This is a genomic window from Bradyrhizobium sp. SZCCHNR2028, from assembly GCF_032380995.1.
Classification (GTDB): Bacteria; Pseudomonadota; Alphaproteobacteria; order Rhizobiales; family Xanthobacteraceae; genus Bradyrhizobium.
Window position 1 is genome coordinate 181,062 of the sequence record NZ_JAUHJF010000012.1, and the last position, 19,907, is coordinate 200,968.

The window sequence follows — 19,907 nt, forward strand, 5'->3', positions numbered from 1 at the left end:
ATCGGCTGCGTACGCGACCGGCAGGCTCGAGCCGGTGCGCCGGGCTTGATATTGGTGGCGGCCGAGATCGATCTCTACTTCATCTGCCCGATCAGGCGTGCCGCGCCCGCTTCGGAGCCGGCGAGCCGGAGCAGCGCCGCGCGACCACCGGCAGCATAGGCCGCGGCGGCACGCAGAAGATCGCGCAACTGCGCGGATGCGCCCGGATCGAAGCGGCACCATGCTCCCCCCGACAGCCGCGCCATCTCGCGAAAAGCCTGCTCGGCCGCGGGCTCATTGCCCTCCTGGAACATGAACAGCGGGACCTTCAACAGCCCGAGCTCGCCGGCCTTTGCGCAGAGCACGTCGACATTCTCCTCCATCGCGTCGCCAACGAACACGACGGCGCGGATTCCAGACGCTGTCGCATGGCGTCGCGCCTCGGCAAGAACCTTGCCGATCTGGGTCTGGCCGCCGCGGCAATCGATCTTGCCCATCAGTCGGGCGAGCTCAGCGCTGTCGGAGATCCAGCCAGTGGCGCGGCATTCATCGAAGCCCCGATAGTACACCAACCGGATATCCAGGCTGCCGAGTGCGGCGGCCTCGCGAAACATGTCGGCCTGCAGGGCACAGGCCATGTCCCAGGTCGGCTGGCGGCTCAGGGTCGCATCAAGCGCAAAGACGAGACGACCTCTGGTTCCCTGAGCTGCAGGAGCCATGGCCTTGGCCTGCGCCACAAACGCCGCAACGGCGTCTGCCGTGGAGCGCGCATCGTCCGGCAACCGTTGCTGGCGCGAGCCATCGTCGGCCGTGGTCATCGGCGCAGAACCTGGCTTCGTACGACGATCGACCATACGCGCACCTTGCTCGGACGCGCATCATGTGGGCAGCCGGACGAACAGCTTCAATGACGGCAGCGACCCATCTGCCGCATACGTCGTTCGTTCCGCCCGTCGTGGTGGGCGGCAAGGGTCAGGCGAGGCTGGCGTGCATCCCGGCTTGCGCGCTCAATGCGTCAGCGGCTTGGCCGGCGTCGCGGTCTTGCCGACCGGCGCATAGGGCGCGACGGGCCCCGGATCGAGCAATGGTGTCTTGGTCTTGACCGGCCCGATGTCGCTGCTGCTGTCGCTGTCGGCGAGGAACTTGTCCAGCATGGCCTGGATCGACGACTTGGCGTCGTCGGGTCCGGTGTCGCGCATGTCGTTGTGCTGGAAGTCCGTGTTGACGACCGTGATGCCTTCCTTCTCGCAGATGTCGTCGCTCGGGATCACGCCGGGATCGGTCTTGAATTGCGGGTCCTTCGAACGGAACGACAGGATCTTGAACTTGCCGTCGGTGACGAACGGGACGCGGAGGTTGTCGAGCGTGACGACCTTCCGGACGTCTTCGGGATACTGCTTGGCGAAATACATCGAGATGTCGCCGCCCATCGAATGACCAACCATCGTCAGATGATCATAGTCGGCGTTCGGCTGCACTTGGTGCATCTGCTCGACGGCGAACCGGATGTTGGCGACGCCGCGCTGGATCTGCGGCAGGCGGCCGACATAGGGCTCGCCGACCTTCGTCACCATCGGCGCATCGGTCGGCAGGTCGTGCTGGATGCTGACCGCCATGTAGCCGCGCGCAGCAAATACGTTGGCCAGGAACGAGTACTCGGTGAACTTGACTGTGTTGCCGTGATTGAGGATCGCGACCGGCAGCTTGACCATGCCGGCTTCGGCCTGCATCTCCTTGTCGCGGCGGACGGCCACGGCGACTTCGACCAGACGGTTGTCGCGCGAGGCGTCATAGAACCTGATGGTCTCGTGCCGGATCGCCCACTTGCTCGCGGTGAAGTAGCCGACGGCCGCCAGCACGCTGACAGACACAAGAACGGTTATTCCACGCTTCATGTTCGTCCCTCGGGAGCACAATCAAAGGTAGTTTTGAACCTGTAAGACTCTCGCGACCCGTTCTGTTTAATATATGTAACGGCGCTGTGACAGGAAGACCAAATGTTGTGTATCGGTCGCCCGTTCGTTGTGCGCCGCACCTAGTTGCTGTGCAGCATAGCGGGTTCCGTCGCCCGTCTCTGTAACTTGAGCCCTGAACGTCAGGTTCAAATCAGTCATGAATTTGACGGTAATCTAGCGAAGTTGGCGGCCGCGGCGTTGACCTGAGACAAATCTTCCTCGTCCGCCCCAAGCAGGCTGAACGCGCCGTCCCCCCCTGTCACGCGGATTGTTAACCAAGCGGCGGGCGCACGTTCAACGCGCACAATGTCTCAGGCGCGGCTTCGCCGGACTGCGGACGGTATTCAGGCGCTGATGATGTCGTGCAGGTCGAGCGGCTTGTCGACCTGGGCGAACCATTCGGCGCGGTTCGCGGCGCGGCGGCGGCCGCGCTCGTCCAGCGGCAGCTTGAGCTGCCGCAGCAGGCTGGTGACCTCCTCCCGGGCCGTGACGTGGCCGAGATTGGGGCGGGTGCCCAGGGTCGCTTCGTCGATGTCGTCGAGCGCGGTCAGTCCGCGCGGGAAGAACTCGCGATAGACGACGCGTTCGGCAAAGCCGTCGATGGCGCGAAAGCCGAGCCGCAGCGACAGGTCCTTGAGGCCGTCGGCGACCAGTTGCTTGTTGCGGGAGCCGAGCATCGACAGCCGGTTGCGGACCACGATCCAGTCGGTCATCGCACCGTCCACCTGGCGGCGCTTGCGCCGGACGTCACGCACCATCTCCGCATAGTGGCTCTCGCCGGTCACGGCATAGGTCGCCGGATCGACCGTTCCCAGCACGTCGAAGTCGAGGAAGCTGTCGTTGATCGGCGTGACCAGCGTATCCGCCATCGAATGCGCCAGGCGCATCAGGTAGCTGTCGTTGCCGGGCGTATCGATGACGATGAAATCGAACGAGCGTTCGACGGCGCTCACGGCCTCCATGAACTGCTGGAACTCGGCGTTCTCGTTCTCGTCGATCTGCAGCGTCCGGCCGAGCTGGATGCAGTAGTGCGTGGGCAGCTCGAGGCGCAGGCCGGTGCGGCGCGCCCAGGCGCTGCGGTTGTTGATGTAGTGGGTGAAGCTCTGCTGGCGACAGTCGAGATCGATCGTGGCGACGCGCTGGCCGGCCTTCAGGAGTGCCACGGCGATGTGCAGGGCGGTGGTCGACTTGCCCGACCCGCCCTTCTCGTTTCCAAGCACAACCACGTGGGCCGAGCCCGATTGTCCTTGGCTAGTCTGCACCAGCATGTTGTCGACCTCTTACGATCATCTTCGAGTCACGGTCGTCTGCGGTCAAGTGAAATGCATCGTCATCGTGAATCCCACGGGGGACGCATCCTCCGCTACTACTTGACGCGCGCGTTTACCAACTCCGCATCGGACGCGGAGACGTGCTAACAGGCGTATTCAAGTATGCTGAGCGGCGTGTCGCGTCCTTGTTAAGGGCGGTCGCCCGAGCGTCAAGACCGAACAGAGCAACCGCAATTTTTCGCTGTGAGATCGAGCAAAAATGTCACGAAGCCCTCGCATCGCCCGCACCGTTTCCGCCCTCCGCCGCGAGTTCGACAGCTTGCGCGCGAGAAAGGCCAGCATCGCGCTCGTGCCGACCATGGGCGCGCTGCATGAAGGCCACATCTCGCTGGTCCGCCTGGCGAAGCGCCGCGCCGACAAGGTGGTCGTCTCGATCTTCGTCAACCCGACTCAGTTCGCGCCGACGGAGGATTTCGGTTCCTACCCCCGGACCTGGAAGGAGGATGTTGCGAAACTTGCGGCCGAGCGCGTCGATCTGATCTGGCATCCCGACGCGAAGGCGATGTATCCGGACGGCTTCGCGACGCGGGTCGTGCCGGAAGGCGCGGCATTGGCCGGGCTGGAGGATCGCTTCCGTCCGCATTTCTTCGGCGGGGTCGCGACCGTGGTCGCCAAGCTGTTCACGCAATGCCGGCCGGACGTCGCGATCTTCGGCGAGAAGGACTATCAGCAGCTCCGCGTCGTCGCCCAGATGGCGCGCGACCTCGATCTCGGCGTCCGCGTCGTCGGATCCCGTACGGTGCGCGAACGCGACGGGCTCGCGATGTCGTCGCGCAATGTCTACCTCACTGCAGACGAGCGGCGGGCGGCGCCGACGCTGCACCGTGTCCTGAAGGAGCTGGCGGCCCGGCTGCGCGCCGGCGACGACATGCAGCCGGCGCTTGGGGACGGCGCCGCCGCGATCACCCAAGCCGGCTTCGCCTTGGACTATCTCGAGGTCCGCCACGCCGAGACGCTGGCCCCCATCGCCCCGAACGAGTCAGGACCGATACGCATCCTGGTCGCGGCCAAGATCGGAACCACGCGACTGATCGACAATATCGCCGGCTGAGCCGCCGGGAAATCAGCGGCTCGCCAAGACCGCGAGTGCTCCCTCGCCCGCAAGGCCAGAGTCAGCGGCAACTGACGCCGGGGAGCGTCGCTCTGCCCTTGCGATCGAGTCTGAACTTCCGCCCCGGCGTGAGATGCTCACGCGCAACACCGGCAACTCGTCGAGCGGCTACAGCAGGCCGAGATCGCGCAGCTCGCGGCGCAGCGGCTCGGGCATGGCTTCGACCCCCGCCGCACTGGACTTGCCGAGATCGGCCGGCGCATCCTCGGTCGTCAGATAGCGCCACCCCTGGAACGGACGCATCGGCCGCGGCGACACCGCGATCACCTTCGGCTGCATGATGATGCGGCACCGCCCGATGCCGTCGCCGTCGCGGAACGGCTCGATGCCGACGATCTTCTCGCGCGCGGCGACCTCACCGCGGATCACCCAGTACAGCGAGCCGCCGGCGAGGATGTCCTCGACCCGTTTCGGCGTCATCCGCGTGACATGGACGTGCTGCTGCGGCAGGCCCTTCTTCTTGGCCGCGAGCATGCGCTCGGCGATCCACTCCTTCAGCTCTTTCACGGACTCGCAGCCGACGGCGAGCTTGATCAGGTGCAGAGGCATGATGGCGGTTCGACCAGCGGGATCTATTCGTTGTTGGCGGCCGGCTCGGCGGCGTCAGGCGCCGCTTGAGGCGCCGCGGCAGCCGGCTTCGGCTTCGGTGCGGCCTTCTTGGCCGCCGGCGGCGCCTGGGCGTGGCTGGCAGCCACGGTCGGCGGCGCTGCGGGCGACGGCGCAAGCTGCGTCGGCGGCTTCGGCGCAGCGGCTGCCGGAGCGACCGAGCGCGTCGAGGCCGTCGGCTCGGGATTCATGATGCTGACCGGCGGGGTATTGGCCGAGCTGGGAAATTCCGCGGTCGTCGGCTTGCCGCTCGGCGCCGACGGCGCCTGCCCTGGAGGCGCCAGTCCCGCAAAGGTTCCAGCGACGGGCTGGCCCGGGGCCGCATTCCACTGCGAGGCGTAGCGCGTCACCAGCCCCTCATAGGTCCGCCCTTCCATGTTGTTCATCAGTTGCTGGCGATCGCCCACGGCACGGAACATCACGCAATCGCTCGGCGTGCAGCGGTCGCGCGTCAGCAGCACATAGGCCATCAGGCCATAACGATCGCGCTCCACGGCGCGGCGCAGCGCCAGCAGCTCGGCGGTCATCACCTTGTTGGCGCTGGCGACGTCGCCCGCCTGGGACAGCCGGCTCAGCATGCCCGCCGCATAACTGACGGCCGCGGCCGTCATCTCGGCCGATCCGAACAGGCTCTTCTCGCAATTCGCGAGCACCAGGTCGCCGGCGAGATCATCCACGCAGGCCAGAGCGGGCGGCGAGAAGCTGACGGTGGCGGTCGCCGCAGGATCGCCATTGGCGCCGCGCGGGCTCGCATCCTGGCTCCGCATCATCGACGCCACCGCAATCCCGACCGCCAGCAGCGTGATCACCGTCAGCGCGCCGTTGGCGACCGATTTCTCGGCCCTGAGCAGGGTAATCAGGACGATCAGTGCAAAGAAACCCGCCGCGGCAACGGTGAGCCACATCGGGAACGCCGGTGAGTTCAAGAGCTGATCCAACGAGGAAGGCCAGGTCGAGTTCATGCGCGCTTGTTCCTGACGTGGGCCAGCGAGAGCGGGCCCGATGGCGTCCCTACATGGGACGGCCGTGAAACGATCATCAAATTCAAATGATCACCCGATCGATTGCGGCCCCACCACGACAATAGGACGATTCCATGCGCCTGCGGGCGCCGGATGGTGTGGAGCTACCCGCTATCCCCAAAGGGATCGCGCAGCAATCGTCAGCGTCTCGCGCCACGGCTCCCGAACGCGTGGCAACTCCCCTTCTCGCTTCGGCTACGTCTCCGGCGGCCGCCTCCGCCGACGCGGCACGTCATCCTCAAGACAAGGCCAATTGGCTCTCTCTGGCAACCCGCTCAAAGGCTTCCGTCGAGCTTTTGATCCGATACTGGCAGTCGTCGTCTTCCGTCGGAAGCTGGCGGATGATCTCATAGGTGCCGGTGGCGGCCGGACGCGAGACGTTGCTCGCGGTAAAATAGACGGTCGATCCAATGGGGAACTTGTGTTTCAACGCCCTCTCCTGCTCGCGTGCCGGCAAGAGCCCCTTGTCCCGCTGCCCGGGCCGGCGTGTCTTTATAAATATCGCGCTTATATCACGCCGCCGCCCGCCCTGACCAGCGACCTCACGACATGGCAAACACGGAGATTGCGAGAGTCTTCAACGGGATGACGCCGTAGGCGGTATTTCTGGACGAGCGCGTCGGGGCTCGCTCGTCCACCGCAGACCATATCGTGAACAGGCGACGCCGTTCAGACTTTCTCGACCCGGTCGATGATCCAGCTCTCCGCAAGTCCGTCCTTCACCCACGCCGCGAACTCCGGCATCGCCATCATCGTGTCCATGTAGGCACGGGTCTCGGCGGCGACCGGAATGGCGAAGCTGTGGAAGCGCGTGACCACCGGCGCGAACATGGCGTCGGCCGCGCCGAAGCGGCCGAACAGGAACGGCCCGCCATTGCCGTAGCGGGCACGGCAGTCGCGCCAGATGTCCTCGATCCGGGCGATGTTGGCCTTGGCATCGGCAGACAGCTCCACGGGCCGCACCGGCCGGTGGAGGTTCATCGGGCATTCGTTGCGCAAGGCCGGGAAGCCGGAGTGCATCTCCGCGCAGACCGATCGCGCATGAGCGCGGGCAGCGGCATCGGCGGGCCACAGCCCCGCTTGCGGGAAACGCTCTGCGAGATATTCAATGATCGCGAGCGAATCCCACACGCTGATCGCGCCATCGATCAGGATCGGCACCTTGCCGGCCGGGGAATGCTTAAGGATGCGCGCCTTGTCGGCGGGATCGTCGGTGTAGAGCGGGATCACGATCTCCTCGAAGGCGATGTCGCAGCCGCGCAGCGCCAGCCACGGCCGCATCGACCATGAGGAATAGTTCTTGTTGCCGATCACCAGCTTCAGCGTCATGTCCAGCCGTCTCCGTGTTCAGGCGTGCATGGGCCGCGCCGTGTCGGCCATGGGAGCCTTGCCTTCCAGGACGCATACAGGATCGGCGGCGGCCGCGTCGACAGCGACTTGCTCCGATTTGCGTCCCCTTGCGCGCAACACGATCAGCGCGTGAAGTCCTGCGGCGTGAACGACATCTCGATCACCTTCCACTCGTCATAGCGATCCCGCGGCAGCATCGAATAAGGCTGGCAGGCGTTCAATGCCTCGACGGCGCTTTCCTTCAGCTGCGCAGCCTTCAGCGGTGCGATCACCTCCCTCACCTCCGGCTCCGTCGCCAGCCGCCCGTCGGGCGTCATTGCGAAGCGCAGCCTGACCATGACCCGGTCGGACGGTGACATCGAAGCCGAAAGACGGGCGCAGCTCCTGACCCGCTGACGCAGCGCCGTCTCCAGATTGGCCGCGAGGTTGGTCGTCGCGGCCGGCCCGGCGTCCTTGGCATCGTCCGGGCCGATTGCCGGCGGCAGCGGCGAAAGCGGCTCGGGCAGGCCCAGCATGACGCCGTATTTCACCGTGATGTCGGGCTCGGGCGGCACATAGCTCGGAGCCGGAGCCGGCACAGGCGGCGGCAAAGGCTTGGCGACCGTCTTCACGGCCTTGGACGGCGGCATCGGCGAAGGCTGCGGCTGCGCCGGCGAGGGAGACGGCGGCTTCGGCATCTCCTTCGCCTCCTGCACCGGTGGCTGCGCCGGCTCAGGCGCCGGAGGCGGCGCGGCGGCCGCCGGCGACGGGCTCGGCGCCGGCTGCGGCAGCGTCAGTTCGGGCGATGGGGACGGCGTCGACACCGGCTCCGGCGTCTTCTGCGGGTCGTCGGCATCGACGATGTCGACGGCAACCTCGTCAGTCCTGGCAATCTCGTAGGGACGCACCGTGGTCGAGACCACGACCCCACCGGCGATCAGGAGATGCGCGAGCACCGATGCGGCGATGCCCCAACGGATGAACTGCCAACGTTCCATGCTGCTTCACTTGCGCCCGCGCCTGACCGAACGCCGGACCGATTGCCTGGGCTGCGCGCGGTCTCGCCGATCATTGGCAGGGATTGCAGCGCCAGCCGCCATCCGGCCCGCCGGCCGCGCCTGCCATGTCGGTGTCTAGCATAGCGGCGCGGGCGCCGCCCTCAATCCCATTTCGGCGCAAAGGCGAAGTTGGTCATCCGTCCTTCGGGACTGCCCATCGCGAAGATGTCGGCCATGTCCTGCTCCGAGAGCTCGAAATCGAACACGTCGAGGTTCTCGGACAGCCGTTCGATCTTCGAGGTGCGCGGGATCGCCACGACGTTCTGCTGCACCAGCCAGCGCAGGCAGATCTGCGCCGGGCTCTTGCCATGGGCGCGGCCGATCCGTGTCAAGGTCGGATCGTTCTTGATCTTGCCCTTGGCGATCGGGCTGTAGGCGACAAGCGCGATGCCATGGCGCGCGCAGGCCTCGCGGACCTTGGTCTGATCGAGATAGGGATGATACTCGACCTGATTGCACACCAGCGGCTCCGGCGATGCCGCCACCGCCTCGTCGAGCAAGGCAACCGTGAAATTGGAGACGCCGACGTGGCGCGCGAGCCCGAGCGTCTTGGCATGCGCCAGCGCGCCGAGCGTCTCGGCCAGCGGCACGTGCGGGTTGGGCCAGTGCAGCAGCAACAGGTCGACCTCGGAGACGCGCAGCCGGACCAGGCTCTCCTTGGCCGAGCGCTCGAGGTCGTGCGGCGCGAAATGCGTGGTCCACACCTTGGTTGTCAGGAACACCTCGCTGCGCCGGACGCGCGAGGCGCGCAGGCCTTCACCGACCTCGTGCTCGTTCTCATAGACCTGCGCGGTGTCGATGTGCCGGTAGCCGAGGGTGAGCGCCTGCTCGACGATGCGGCTGCAGGCGCGCCCGCGCAGCTCCCAGGTTCCGAGACCCAAAGCGGGAATTCCGGCACCATTGGCCTCGATCATCAGCATGGCCGTGCACTCCAGAGCGCGTGCAACATTATGTAGGCACACGCTGGGCGTTGCCAACGCACGACCCGTGTTTGGCTTAAGTCTTGGCTAAGGCGGCAAACACCGTCTCGGGCGCGTGCGCGATGACGGTGAGCAGCGCGCGCGCCGGGCCGCGCGGCATGCGCTTGCCCTGCTCCCAGTTGCGGATGGTCTCGACGGGCACGCCGAGCTTGGCGGCGAATTCCTGCTGGGTCAGCTGCACCCGCCGCCTGAGGTCGCGCACTTCGAGCGGAGCCGCGGGCGCCAGCGGAATCTCCTCGCCGTCACGCAGCTCCACGATCCGTCCATCTGCCTTCAGCCGCAAGCGTTGCATCGTCCGACTCCGTCTCGAGCGACAGTCTCGCCGAACCGCGTTAAGGCCGGATTAACGATATAAGTCGTTCAGGGATTGCGCTTATTTCAAGCCGAACCACAGCGTGGCGATGCCGAGAAACGAGAAGAAGCCGACGACGTCGGTCACCGTCGTGACGAAGGTTCCCGAGGCGACGGCCGGATCGGCGCGGACGCGTTCGAGCACCATCGGAATCAGGATGCCGCCGAGCGCACCCGCGACGAGATTCGAGATCATCGCAAGCCCGATCACGATGCCGAGCCCGGGCATCTTGAACCACGCCACGGCGGCGATGCCGGTGACGAGCGCGAAGGCCAGACCATTGACGAGCCCGACCAGCCCCTCGCGGATCACGACCCGCATCGCATTGTTCGGCCCGAGCTCGCGCGTCGCCAGCGCGCGCACCGCGACCGTCATGGTCTGGGTCGCGGCATTGCCGCCTTGGCTGGCGACGATCGGCGCGAGCACGGCGAGCGCCACCATCTGCTGCAACTGGCCCTCGAACAGGCCGAGCACCGATGACGCCAGGAACGCGGTGGCGAGATTGATCAGCAGCCAGTTGAAGCGGCCCTTTGCGATGGTCCAGACGCTGTCGGACAATTCCTCGTCGCCCGACACGCCGCCGAGCGCCTTGAAATCCTCGTCGGCCTCCTCCTCGATGACGTCGACCACGTCGTCGATGGTGATGACGCCGGCCAGCCGGTTATCGGCATCGACCACGGGGGCCGCGACCAGATTGTACTTGCCGAACAGCCGCGCCACCTCGGCGAGATCGTCGGTGACGGTGACGCGACGGCGGTCCTCGTCGATCAGATCGGCCAGCGGAACCGGACGGCGGGCGCGCAGCAGCGCATCGAGCGACACCGCGCCCTGCCAATGCCGTGCGTCGTCGACCGCATAGATCTCGTAGAACCGCTCGGGCAGATCCGGCGTCTCGCGCATGTAGTCGATGGCCTCGCCGACCGTCCAGCCCAGTGGAACCGCGATGACCTCGCTCTGCATGCGGCGGCCGGCCGAGCCCTCGGGATAGTCGAGGCTGCGCGCCAGCGCGTCGCGCTCCGACGGCGGCAGGCGTTCGAGGATCTCCTCCTTGTCCTCCTCGTCGAGGCTTTCCAGCAGCTCGACCGCATCGTCGGATTCGAGCTCGCGCACGCCCTCGGCGACGGTCGCAGGCTCGAGCTCCTCGAGGATCTCCTCGCGGACCGCGTCGTCGACCTCGTTCAGCGCGGAGAAGTCGAAATCGGTGCCGGTCAGCTCGACCAGCCGGACACGGTCGTCCGGCGCGAGCGCCGCGATCAGGTCGCCGAGATCGGCCTCGTGCAGCTCGGCGACCTCGGCGCGCAGAAACGCCTCGTCCTCGGCGGCGATCGCCGCCGTGATGGCCGCGATGAATTCGGCGCGAATCTCGCCGGATTCGGTGCGCATCGGCGCGCGATCGCGTAGAGTAGCATCAGCATGGGCAACGTCCGATGTCTCGTTCATGACGTGCCTCACGCGCTTGATTTCAGAGCAAATGGTCTGATTTGTGCTTTCACGCATTACATAATCGGCAACAGCGAGCGCAACGGGAAAAGATGCGGCTTTGGCGACCGATGACGGGATGGGTAAACGCGGCCTGCGTCGTGGCGGCGCTGCTTGCGGCTGACGTCGCCGCAGCCGCGCCCGCCGCATGCCCGCGCGAAGGTACGCTCGGCACGTCGCGCATTCTCACCGTCGATCCCGCGACACATCCGCGCGTCGGCCTGAAGAGCTTCCCGGACACGCTGCCGCTGCACGACGGCGAGGTGGTGCTGACCTTCGACGACGGTCCGTCGCCGCCGATGACCGACAAGGTGCTCGCCGCGCTCGCCAGGGAATGCGTGCGCGCGACCTTCTTCCTGGTCGGCGAGCCTGCGTCGCGCCGCGCCGCGCTGGTGCGGAAGATCGCGGCCGAAGGCCACACCATAGGCCATCACACCTTCACGCATGCGAATCTCGCGCACATCACGCCGGGACAGGCCGTCGATGAGATCGATCGCGGCATCGGCGCCGACGAGAAGGCGCTCAACGGCGCGGAGACGACCACGCCGTCGACACCATTCTTCCGCTTTCCCTATTTCGAATCGACACCGGCGACGCTCGACCTGCTGCAGTCGCGCGGCATCGTCGTGTTCGGCGCCGATCTCTGGGCCAGCGACTGGAACCCGATGTCACCGCAGCAGACGCTGAAGCTGCTGACCACCCGGCTGAGCCAGGCGCGCAAGGGCATCATCCTGCTGCACGATCCGCAGCCGCGCACGGTCGCCATGCTGCCCGCGTTCCTGCGCTACCTGAAGAACCACGGCTATCGCGTGGTTCATGTGGTTCCGAAGCAGCCGGCAGATGTGCATCACGAGCAGCATAGCGAGCGCCCTTCACCCGCGCCGACGACGCCGAACGAAGGTGGTTAATCCGTCGTTCAGGACCGCTCTCTACGCTCGACTGCCGTGATCACGGCGATTTCTACCGCTTGCAATCCGGCAACAGCCGCGTGCAAACCGGAACCCGGAACGATGTCATCTCGCGACAGCCGAACATCCCTGCTATGTCTTGGCGGTCGCTTGCCCGTCTCGGGCGGCTGCGACACATCATCGAGCGTCGAAGACCCTGGCCGAACGGGCCGGGACGGTGAAGGGAATGTGAGCAGCGTGATGCGTGATCGTCGGTGGGCTTGCGTCGGACGGCCAACATGGTTCGCAGTGCTGTTGGGCACCGTCGCCTGCGTCGCCTCCAGTGTCGGATCGTCAGCCGCATCGGCGGCCGATTGTCCCGGACACCCGAACGCGCTCGGCACGTCGCGCGTCCTGGTGGTCGATCCGCGCGAGCATCCGCGCCTGGGCGCGATGCAGTACAAGGAGACGCTGCCGCTGAAGGATCACGAGGTCGTCATCACCTTCGACGACGGGCCGCTGCCGAAATACAGCAATCGGGTGCTGCAGATTCTCGCCGACCAATGCGTCAAGGCGACGTTCTTCACCATCGGTCGCCAGGCCAAGGCCGATCCCGAGGGCGTGAGGAAGCTCGCGGCCGCGGGTCACACCATCGGCACCCACAGCCAGAACCATCCGCTGAGCTTCAACAAGATGACGCTCGAACAGGTCCAGCCGGAGGTCGATCAGGGCGTCGCCTGGACCAAGGCCGCGCTCACCGATCCCTCCGCGCTGTCGCCGTTCTTCCGCGTCCCCGGCCTGCTGCGCGGCGACGCCGTGGAAAGCTACGCCGCCTCGCTCGGCCTGCAGGTCTGGAGCGCCGACTTCCTCGCCGACGACTGGCGCAGCATTTCCGGCGCCAAGGTCTACGAGCTCGCGATGAAGCGGCTGGAGGCGCGCGGCAAGGGCATCCTGCTGCTGCACGACATCCAGGCCCGCACCGTCGCGGCGCTGCCGAAGATCCTCGCCGATCTCAAGGCCAAGAACTACAAGATCGTGCACGTCGTGACGGCAACGCCGGACCGGCCGGCGACGCCGACCGAGCCCGAGGATTGGCTGGTGCATCGTCCGTCGGACGAGACCCCGGTGGCGCATTGGCCCAGGATCGCGCCCGTCGATCTCGCCGGCGCCGAAACGCGCGCCCGCGCCAAGCTGGACGATTTCGGCATTCTCGACGTGCCCGCGGCCGTCACGCACGGCGCGCAGAAGCCGGCATGGCCGCGTCCGCCGCTCGCGCCGCGCCTTGCAGCGCCGGCCTTGGCAGCGCCGGCGCCCAATCTGTTCGCATGGCCGCCTGTCGCGCCGCTGTCGGCGCAGCGGCATCAGCTCGCCCGGCTCGAGAGCCCGGCCCCGAAGGCGGCGACCGCCAAGCCGGCGCCGCGTCCGCTGCGCCTCGCGAGCCTCAGGCGGCGCTGAACATTCGCAAGATGTTGCACGCGGCGATGCGGCACGATTCGCTCGCCCTCGCCTTCGGCTGCTCGAGCTCGATATCGCGGCGATCGGCCTGATGCACACCGCTTGCGGTGCGACCGGTCAGTTCGAGACCAGCTTGCTGACGCAGAGGATGACGGCGGCGGCCAGGAAGAACAGATCGATATAGGACTTCTTCTCGCCGTCCTTGCGCAGCGATCCGACGTCGGACACCACCTGCCTGCTGACCACCTGCCCCACCGGCCCGTCGCCGAGCATGCCGGCCAGCCGGCGGACGTCCGATTCCATCTTCTCGATCCGTCCGAAGAAATGGAAGGTGCGCACCACCGTGACGGCGCGCATGCCGGCATAGATCAGCACCACGAGCGCCAGGACGGCGCGGTTCTGGTACTTCTCGATGTAGTTCAGGCTGAGATAGACGGCCGCGAGAAAAACGAAATTCGAGATGAAGCGGTACACGAGGCCCGTGAAGTTCATCTGCTCCCCCACATGATGTTCGGATCACTGGCCGACGACAGAACTCACGAAACGCGTTTCGCCCCCGCGTCCTGGTTCAACCGGCGTCACCCTAGGAGAGCGGGCTTGCGAATTCGTGAAGTGGAAATTTTGCAGCGCCAGAACAGGCCCGCTTGGTAAACAAGGGACTGCCCGGAGAGCGCCGCTGCAGCCTGCAATTGCAGGGCTGCAGCAGCTCTCGCAGCTATGCGCCGAATCGCGCCGGCGCGCAGGCGGCGACGTCGACGCTCGGCGCCTCGCCGCTCATCAGCTCGGCGAGGATGCGACCCGTCGCAGGCCCCAGCGTGAAGCCCTGGTGGCCGTGGCCGAAATGCAGCCACAGGCCCTTGTGACGCGCCGCCTGGCCGACGACCGGCAGCATGTCGGGCATGCACGGCCGCGTGCCGATCCACGGCTCGGGCTCCACCGGCTTGCCGAGATCGATGAGCTGGCGCGCGGCAGCCTCGGCCTTGCCGAGCTGAACCGGGGTCGCCTTCGCATTCGGCGATGACAGCTCGGCGCCGGTCGTGATGCGCACGCCGAGCGCCATCGGGTTCATCAGATAGCCGCGCGCCGCATCGCGCAACGGCAGATCGAGCGGGGCGCCGCCGCTGTAGTGACGGTGATAGCCGCGCTTGCGCACCATCGGGATGTCGTAGCCGAACCGCTTCAGGAACTCCGGCGACCACGGTCCAAGCGCGACCACCACGGCCTCGGCCTCGATGCGTCCCTCCGCCGTAGTGACGGCCCAGCCGCTGCCCGCCTGTGCTAGCGTGGTCGCATCGCCGCGCAGCAGCTTGCCGCCGCGCCGCGTGAACAGCTCGGCATAGGAGCCGACGAGGCTGCCGGGGTCGGACACGGTCCACGGCTCCTGCCAGTGCAGGCCGCCGATGCCGCTGTCGATCAGCCCGGGCTCGGCCTGCTTGAGCTGCTGTGCGCTGAGCAGCTTGAACTTGACGCCGAACGCCTTGCCGACCGCCTCGGCCTCCCTCGCCTCCTTGTCGAACTGCGCCTGCGTCCGGTGCAGCACGCGAAAGCCGTCGCGGCGCACGAGATTGCCGGCCCCGGCCGCGAGAATCAGCGGCTCGTGCTCGGGCGCGGCGCGTGCGATCAGTTGCGCATAGGTCCGCGTCAGCACCTCGTGCCGGGCGGGGAACGAATTCCACCAGTATTGCAGCAGCGGGCGCACGTGATAGGGCAACGCCGCGAGGCTGTAGTGCACGTCGTTGGTGCGCGCGAGCGCAATGTCGAGCACGCCGGCGAGATCATAGGGCATCGCGTAGGGCCTGACGGCCTCGCTCTGGATGATGCCGGCATTGCCGTAGCTGGTCTCGCGGCCTGGCTCCCTGCGGTCGACCAGCGCCACTGACCAGCCGCGGCTCTGCAGGTGCAGCGCCGTGCCGACGCCGACCATGCCGCCACCGAGAACGATCGCGCTTTGCATCGTCATCACTCCTGCCTCAGGTCCGCGCCGCCGCGACGACGGTGACCTCGATCTTCACATCCGCCATCATCTGGGCCTGCACCGTGGTGCGCACCGGCAGCGGGTCCTTGAAGTGCCTGCGATAGGCCTCGTTGTAGGCGGCGAAATCCGCCTTGTCGGCGAGGTGCACCATGCAGGACACGACGTCGTCGAGCGTCAGGCCTTCGCCGGCAAGCGTCTCCGAGATGTGCTTGAAGACGAGATCGGTCTGCGCCGCGATGCCTTCGGGAATGCTGCCGTCATCCGCAACCGGGATTTCGCCGGACAGGAACACCAGGCCGCCGGCGCGGCGCACCAGCGAAAACGGCCATGAGGGGGCGTCGGACATCGTTAGTCGCTCCAGGATGTATTGATCATGATGGCCGGCCTCAATCCCACGCCATGAAGCCCGGCGTCTGCGCCAGCGGCGGCAGCGACGCGAGCCTGGCGAGGTCCGGCCGGGGACGGCGCAGCTCGGAGTCATCGGCAAAGGCGGCCTCCAGCGCCGCGGCGACGCCGAGCACCAGCGCATCGCCGCCGCGGGGACCTACGATCTGCAGACCGAACGGCAGGCCGTTGTCGTCGAGGCCGAGCGGCAGGCTGAGCGCGGGATGGCCGGCGAGCGTCACCGCATAAGCAAGCGCCAGCCAGTGGAAGTAGGAGCGTGTCGGCACGCCGTCGATCTCGGCCGGATACAGCTCGACCCACGGCCGCGGGCTCAAGGTGATGGTCGGACTGATCAGCACGTCGTGGCTTGCGAAGAAGCCCTGATAGGCGCGGTAGATGCGGGTCTGGTTGGCGCTCGCGCGCGAAAAATCGTCGAGGCTGTAGCCGAGCCCCTCCTCGACATTGGCGCGCACGTTCGGCCCCAGCATGTCGGGCCGCTCGCGAAAATTCTTGCCGTGCTGGGTGAGGAACAGCGAGGCGCGCAGCACCGCGAAGGTCTCGTCGGCACCGCTGCAATCGGGCGCGCTCTCGTGCGCGTCAGCAAACAGCGGCGCGATGCGCGACACGCGCGCGCGGAAGGCGCGGCGGATCAGCGCTTCCGTCGGCGCAAAGCCGAAATCCTCGGTGAAGGCGAGCCTGAGCGTCTTGAGTTCGACCGCCGGCGGCACCGCCCAGCGCGATGGCGCGCCGCGCACGGATTCGCCCGGCAAGGTGTAGGCGAGCGGATCGCGCGCATCGTCGCTCGCCATCACCGACAGCATCAGCGCGGTATCGGCGACATCGCGCGCCATCGGCCCATCGGTCGACAGGCACGACCAGCCATGGGCGCGCTTCTCGCTGGCGACGAGGCCGTAGGACGGCCGCATGCCGACGATGCCGGAGAAGCCGGCCGGATTGCGAAGGGAGCCGCCGGTGTCCGAGCCGGAGGCCAGCGGGGCCATGCCGCAAGCGAGCGCGACCGCCGAGCCGCCGGAGGAGCCGGCGGCCGAGCGCATCGGGTCGAACGGGTTGCCGGTGGCGCCGAACACCGGATTGCGGGTGTTGCCGCCCGCCGCCCATTCCGGCGTGTTGGTCTTGCCGAAGATGATCGCGCCGGCAGCGCGCAGCCGGCCCACCGAGGCCTGGTCGACGGCCGGGACATTGTCGGCCAGGATCGGGCTGCCATAGGTGGAGCGCATCCCGGCGGTGTCCTGGGTGTCCTTGATCAGCACCGGCAGACCGTGCAGCGCCCCCCGGTCCTCGCCCCTCACGATCTCGGCCTCGGCGGCCTTGGCCGCCGCGCGGGCAGCCGGCTCGTCCAGGGTCACCACCGCGTTGACGGCCGGATTCACCGCCGCAATCCGGTCCAGACACGATTCGAGCAGCGCAACCGGCGAGATCGCCTTTGTTTTCAGGAGGTTGACCAGCTCGACGGCGGTCTTGTCGCAAATCGATTCCACGGGCTTCTCTTTTCCGTTTCGGAAAACTATTTAGCATATAGGAAATCGAATGCACGACCCGAAAACGCATTGTTCCACCGCTGTCCACGCATGACCTTCGGACATCGGGGCACCCAATTGAATATGTTGTTCTTTGGGGCGAGATTGTCGGCCTGCCCCGGCCATCGGCACGCCTGATCCGCTAACGGATTTTCCGGAGATCGCTTTGACAGACACTGCCATCAGCGTTTCAGCCGAAGCCCCCCACTCCCAGCTCGGCCAGTGCCTGAAGGCGGCCCGGCAGGCGCGCGGGCTGACCCTGAAGCAGGTCGCCGAAAAGACCGGCATGGCGCTGTCGACCCTGTCCAAGGTCGAAAACGGCCTGATGTCGCTGACCTATGACAAGCTGCTGCAGCTCACCTCGGGCCTGCAGATGGACATCGCCGAGCTGTTCAGCCCGGCTTCGCCGCGTCCCGAGGCGGGTCGCCCGGTGACCGCCCGCCGCAGCGTCAGCCGCGCCGGCCAGGGCCAGATCGTCAACACCAGGTTCTACACCTACACCTATCAATGCACCGACCTGATCGGAAAGCGCATGGTGCCGATGATCGCCGAGGTGCGCGCCCGCACGCTGGAGGAGTTCGGCCCCCTGCTCCGCCACAGCGGCGAGGAATACTTCCTGGTGACCCGCGGCACCATCGCCGTCCACACCGAGTTCTACGCGCCCGAGATCCTGCACGAAGGCGACGGCATGTATCTCGACAGCACCATGGGCCACGCCTACCTCAACGCCGGCGAGACGGACTCCGCGCAGGGCGTGTGTCTGTGCACGAGTGAGCAGGCCGATCTGTTCGAGCAGCTGCACCGGATCGCGAAGAAGGATGCGGTGGAGTGAGGGGCGCGTCGGCGGCACGTTGAAGCAGAGGCGAGACGCGCTATGTTGAACAAAGAAGGTTTTTGTCCAACAGAACCCGGATCATCATGGCCAAGGCACCTGCCGGCAAATCCCCCTCCCGCCGGGGCAAGCAAACCGCTCACGGCATGTCGCGTCGGCCTCGTGATGAGGCGACGATTGGACGCGTCGTCCCGAGCGAGACGCGCGTCCAGGCAGTCATGCGGGCAGTCGAACGGTCCGGACTCCTCAAGGACAAGGCGGGACGGATTGGCGGACGCGTGAGCTCCGCGTTGGTCCGGCAGGCCAAACGGCAAACGGGAATCGAAACGGATACCGACCTTATCGAGTTTGCTCTCGCGACCATCGCGCTCGAGGATAATTTCGCGCAAGTCTTCAAGGAATCGCGCGGGACGGTCGATCCGAAACTGAAGCTCGGCTATTGAAGTGGCGGCATTCGACTACGAGAGCGCGCGGCGCTGGGCGCGTTTCGATCCACGGGGGACGCTGGCACGGCGGAGCGATGACGAGCTGCCATTTGTCGGACCCGGCCTGATTGCCGGACAAGGACTTTTGCTCGACACTTGTGTCTATATCGACCAGATGCAGAGCTCGCCTCCCATTCTGGACGAAGTCATCGCGCGTCGTCAGGTCAACCACTCGATCATTGCGGTGCAGGAGTTGATGCACACGGTTGGCGCCTTGAACCCAGCCGACTCGCGCACTGCGTCCGTCATCGCGGTGGTTGGACGACAGATCAAGGCGACGCCCTCGCATCGCATCTTCACCCCAGACGTCGAAATTCTAGGACGCGCAGCACTCCTGTCAGGCATCTTTTGCCGAACCCAGGGTTATGACAAAGATGGCAAGTTCCGCGCTCTCCGCGATTGCGCGCTGTTCCTTCAGGCGCAGAAGCTCGGCTTGGTGGTCCTGACGGCAAATGTCACCGACTACGACATATTGCTTCAGCTCATGCCGAAGGGACGAGCACTCTTCTATCGAGGAGCCGAACCTGATCAGGCTTAGAGCTGTGCACTAAGCCAGTCTCGGTCGCCGCGCTGAGGCTTCGTGTCCGCACAACCGTCTTGGCTTCTTCATGTCGGACGTTGCGCCATGGCTGCAACGACGTCTCCTCGCTCTCATGGTTCAACGCCGTCCCGAGCAGCGCGGGAGAAAACCCGGTTGCGCCAAAACTCTGTTTTCGTCTGCCCCCTCAACCACATCACCCCTGTCCAGTCGTTCCGTGAAAAATATTCCCCTTTCGTTTTTCCGAAAATCATGATTTTCTACCACCATCCCGCCTCGGCACGAGGGGCGTATCGCGATCGTCACGACACGCGGGGTGGGATGCGGTGGGCGTAGCGAGTCGCAGCATGCTCGACATGCGGACGAACGATTCCGATGCGCCGGCGAAATCGTAGGGTCCTGGCCTCCCGGTGCTGAGGCCAAGCTCGTGACAACGCGTTCGCGTTGCGCGGGTGACGGGGGCAAGACAGCCGGTCCCCGGGGAGAGGACGTATAAGCCGTCAAAGCCATCGCGCGGGGAATGCCGGGATGTCTCGGCTGAACCTTGTATGGGGAGTAAGTTGTCAAGAGGGGCGTCGTTTGTTGGGGGCGGTCTTTGGCGCCAAGGAGAG

At 66.3% G+C, this 19,907-nt stretch carries 21 protein-coding genes; 6 read left to right on the forward strand and 15 right to left on the reverse strand.

Annotated elements, in window-relative coordinates; all coding sequences use genetic code 11:
- Positions 1–74 precede the first annotated feature (74 nt).
- The 3 genes from QX121_RS20065 to QX121_RS20075 all read right to left on the reverse strand — a co-directional run bounded on the left by QX121_RS20065 (position 75) and on the right by QX121_RS20075 (position 3,202).
- On the reverse strand, positions 75–833 hold the full coding sequence (locus tag QX121_RS20065) for a VWA domain-containing protein (RefSeq protein ID WP_409997715.1): 759 nt from the start codon (positions 831–833) through the stop codon (positions 75–77).
- A 153-nt stretch (positions 834–986) separates the two neighbouring features.
- The gene (locus tag QX121_RS20070) at positions 987–1,874 is read right to left on the reverse strand and encodes an alpha/beta fold hydrolase (protein WP_315740335.1); all 888 of its coding nucleotides are present in this window, start codon (positions 1,872–1,874) and stop codon (positions 987–989) included.
- Positions 1,875–2,278: 404 nt separating this feature from the next.
- The gene (locus tag QX121_RS20075) at positions 2,279–3,202 is read right to left on the reverse strand and encodes a division plane positioning ATPase MipZ (protein WP_315740336.1); all 924 of its coding nucleotides are present in this window, start codon (positions 3,200–3,202) and stop codon (positions 2,279–2,281) included.
- A 262-nt stretch (positions 3,203–3,464) separates the two neighbouring features.
- Here QX121_RS20075 and panC point away from each other — a divergent pair, with 262 nt between their 5' ends.
- Positions 3,465–4,316 carry a pantoate--beta-alanine ligase gene (gene panC, locus QX121_RS20080; RefSeq protein WP_315812845.1) on the forward strand — a complete coding sequence of 284 codons (852 nt, stop codon included), beginning with the start codon at positions 3,465–3,467 and terminating at the stop codon, positions 4,314–4,316.
- 168 nt (positions 4,317–4,484) lie between these two features.
- On the opposite strand, the gene QX121_RS20085 is transcribed toward panC, so the two are convergent.
- From QX121_RS20085 to mgtE, 8 genes are all read right to left on the reverse strand, one after another.
- Positions 4,485–4,925 (reverse strand): DUF1489 domain-containing protein, encoded by a 441-nt coding sequence (locus QX121_RS20085; RefSeq protein WP_315740338.1) that lies wholly within the window; start codon positions 4,923–4,925, stop codon positions 4,485–4,487.
- A gap of 23 nt (positions 4,926–4,948) precedes the next feature.
- A complete protein-coding gene (locus tag QX121_RS20090; RefSeq protein WP_315812846.1) occupies positions 4,949–5,944 on the reverse strand; it encodes a hypothetical protein in 996 nt (331 codons plus the stop codon).
- A 298-nt stretch (positions 5,945–6,242) separates the two neighbouring features.
- Positions 6,243–6,434 carry a hypothetical protein gene (locus tag QX121_RS20095; RefSeq protein ID WP_315740340.1) on the reverse strand — a complete coding sequence of 64 codons (192 nt, stop codon included), beginning with the start codon at positions 6,432–6,434 and terminating at the stop codon, positions 6,243–6,245.
- 239 nt (positions 6,435–6,673) lie between these two features.
- A complete protein-coding gene (locus tag QX121_RS20100) occupies positions 6,674–7,333 on the reverse strand; it encodes a glutathione S-transferase family protein (RefSeq protein ID WP_315740341.1) in 660 nt (219 codons plus the stop codon).
- A 143-nt stretch (positions 7,334–7,476) separates the two neighbouring features.
- A complete protein-coding gene (locus QX121_RS20105) occupies positions 7,477–8,331 on the reverse strand; it encodes a hypothetical protein (RefSeq protein ID WP_315812847.1) in 855 nt (284 codons plus the stop codon).
- Between the two features lie 161 nt (positions 8,332–8,492).
- Positions 8,493–9,311: an aldo/keto reductase gene (locus QX121_RS20110; protein WP_315812848.1), complete on the reverse strand. Its 819-nt coding sequence runs from the start codon at positions 9,309–9,311 to the stop codon at positions 8,493–8,495.
- 76 nt (positions 9,312–9,387) lie between these two features.
- Positions 9,388–9,663 carry a helix-turn-helix domain-containing protein gene (locus tag QX121_RS20115; RefSeq protein WP_315740344.1) on the reverse strand — a complete coding sequence of 92 codons (276 nt, stop codon included), beginning with the start codon at positions 9,661–9,663 and terminating at the stop codon, positions 9,388–9,390.
- A gap of 81 nt (positions 9,664–9,744) precedes the next feature.
- Positions 9,745–11,163, reverse strand: coding sequence for a magnesium transporter (gene mgtE, locus QX121_RS20120; protein WP_315754474.1), 1,419 nt, complete (start codon positions 11,161–11,163; stop codon positions 9,745–9,747).
- Positions 11,164–11,273: 110 nt separating this feature from the next.
- On the opposite strand from mgtE, the gene QX121_RS20125 reads away from it, so the two are divergent.
- Positions 11,274–12,110, forward strand: a complete 837-nt coding sequence (locus QX121_RS20125) for a polysaccharide deacetylase family protein (protein ID WP_315797976.1) — start codon at positions 11,274–11,276, stop codon at positions 12,108–12,110.
- 240 nt (positions 12,111–12,350) lie between these two features.
- Positions 12,351–13,544, forward strand: a complete 1,194-nt coding sequence (locus QX121_RS20130) for a polysaccharide deacetylase family protein (protein ID WP_315812849.1) — start codon at positions 12,351–12,353, stop codon at positions 13,542–13,544.
- A 117-nt stretch (positions 13,545–13,661) separates the two neighbouring features.
- On the opposite strand, the gene QX121_RS20135 is transcribed toward QX121_RS20130, so the two are convergent.
- From QX121_RS20135 to QX121_RS20150, 4 genes are all read right to left on the reverse strand, one after another.
- Positions 13,662–14,036, reverse strand: a complete 375-nt coding sequence (locus QX121_RS20135; protein WP_315740348.1) for a hypothetical protein — start codon at positions 14,034–14,036, stop codon at positions 13,662–13,664.
- 223 nt (positions 14,037–14,259) lie between these two features.
- Complete coding sequence (locus QX121_RS20140) at positions 14,260–15,498, reverse strand: FAD-binding oxidoreductase (RefSeq protein WP_315812850.1); 1,239 nt, start codon at positions 15,496–15,498, stop codon at positions 14,260–14,262.
- Between the two features lie 16 nt (positions 15,499–15,514).
- Positions 15,515–15,865 (reverse strand): RidA family protein, encoded by a 351-nt coding sequence (locus QX121_RS20145; protein ID WP_315740350.1) that lies wholly within the window; start codon positions 15,863–15,865, stop codon positions 15,515–15,517.
- Between the two features lie 40 nt (positions 15,866–15,905).
- Complete coding sequence (locus QX121_RS20150; RefSeq protein WP_315812851.1) at positions 15,906–17,402, reverse strand: amidase; 1,497 nt, start codon at positions 17,400–17,402, stop codon at positions 15,906–15,908.
- A 205-nt stretch (positions 17,403–17,607) separates the two neighbouring features.
- On the opposite strand from QX121_RS20150, the gene QX121_RS20155 reads away from it, so the two are divergent.
- The 3 genes from QX121_RS20155 (at position 17,608) to QX121_RS20165 (ending at position 19,296) form a co-directional block, all read left to right on the forward strand.
- Entirely contained in the window at positions 17,608–18,273 is a 666-nt protein-coding gene (locus QX121_RS20155; protein ID WP_315812852.1) for an XRE family transcriptional regulator, read from the forward strand.
- 86 nt (positions 18,274–18,359) lie between these two features.
- Positions 18,360–18,716 (forward strand): hypothetical protein, encoded by a 357-nt coding sequence (locus tag QX121_RS20160; RefSeq protein WP_315812853.1) that lies wholly within the window; start codon positions 18,360–18,362, stop codon positions 18,714–18,716.
- Position 18,717: 1 nt separating this feature from the next.
- A complete protein-coding gene (locus QX121_RS20165; protein WP_315812854.1) occupies positions 18,718–19,296 on the forward strand; it encodes a DNA-binding protein in 579 nt (192 codons plus the stop codon).
- The last annotated feature ends 611 nt before the right edge of the window (positions 19,297–19,907 follow it).

Bases quoted from the DNA above. Each gene is read 5' to 3' on its own strand.
- QX121_RS20065 (WP_409997715.1), bottom strand. From the start codon at position 833: ATGGTCGATCGTCGTACGAAGCCAGGTTCTGCGCCGATGACCACGGCC.
- QX121_RS20070 (WP_315740335.1), bottom strand. From the start codon at position 1,874: ATGAAGCGTGGAATAACCGTTCTTGTGTCTGTCAGCGTGCTGGCGGCC.
- QX121_RS20075 (WP_315740336.1), bottom strand. From the start codon at position 3,202: ATGCTGGTGCAGACTAGCCAAGGACAATCGGGCTCGGCCCACGTGGTT.
- panC (WP_315812845.1), top strand. From the start codon at position 3,465: ATGTCACGAAGCCCTCGCATCGCCCGCACCGTTTCCGCCCTCCGCCGC.
- QX121_RS20085 (WP_315740338.1), bottom strand. From the start codon at position 4,925: ATGCCTCTGCACCTGATCAAGCTCGCCGTCGGCTGCGAGTCCGTGAAA.
- QX121_RS20090 (WP_315812846.1), bottom strand. From the start codon at position 5,944: ATGAACTCGACCTGGCCTTCCTCGTTGGATCAGCTCTTGAACTCACCG.
- QX121_RS20100 (WP_315740341.1), bottom strand. From the start codon at position 7,333: ATGACGCTGAAGCTGGTGATCGGCAACAAGAACTATTCCTCATGGTCG.
- QX121_RS20105 (WP_315812847.1), bottom strand. From the start codon at position 8,331: ATGGAACGTTGGCAGTTCATCCGTTGGGGCATCGCCGCATCGGTGCTC.
- QX121_RS20110 (WP_315812848.1), bottom strand. From the start codon at position 9,311: ATGCTGATGATCGAGGCCAATGGTGCCGGAATTCCCGCTTTGGGTCTC.
- QX121_RS20115 (WP_315740344.1), bottom strand. From the start codon at position 9,663: ATGCAACGCTTGCGGCTGAAGGCAGATGGACGGATCGTGGAGCTGCGT.
- mgtE (WP_315754474.1), bottom strand. From the start codon at position 11,163: ATGAACGAGACATCGGACGTTGCCCATGCTGATGCTACTCTACGCGAT.
- QX121_RS20125 (WP_315797976.1), top strand. From the start codon at position 11,274: ATGACGGGATGGGTAAACGCGGCCTGCGTCGTGGCGGCGCTGCTTGCG.
- QX121_RS20130 (WP_315812849.1), top strand. From the start codon at position 12,351: ATGCGTGATCGTCGGTGGGCTTGCGTCGGACGGCCAACATGGTTCGCA.
- QX121_RS20135 (WP_315740348.1), bottom strand. From the start codon at position 14,036: ATGAACTTCACGGGCCTCGTGTACCGCTTCATCTCGAATTTCGTTTTT.
- QX121_RS20140 (WP_315812850.1), bottom strand. From the start codon at position 15,498: ATGCAAAGCGCGATCGTTCTCGGTGGCGGCATGGTCGGCGTCGGCACG.
- QX121_RS20145 (WP_315740350.1), bottom strand. From the start codon at position 15,865: ATGTCCGACGCCCCCTCATGGCCGTTTTCGCTGGTGCGCCGCGCCGGC.
- QX121_RS20160 (WP_315812853.1), top strand. From the start codon at position 18,360: ATGGCCAAGGCACCTGCCGGCAAATCCCCCTCCCGCCGGGGCAAGCAA.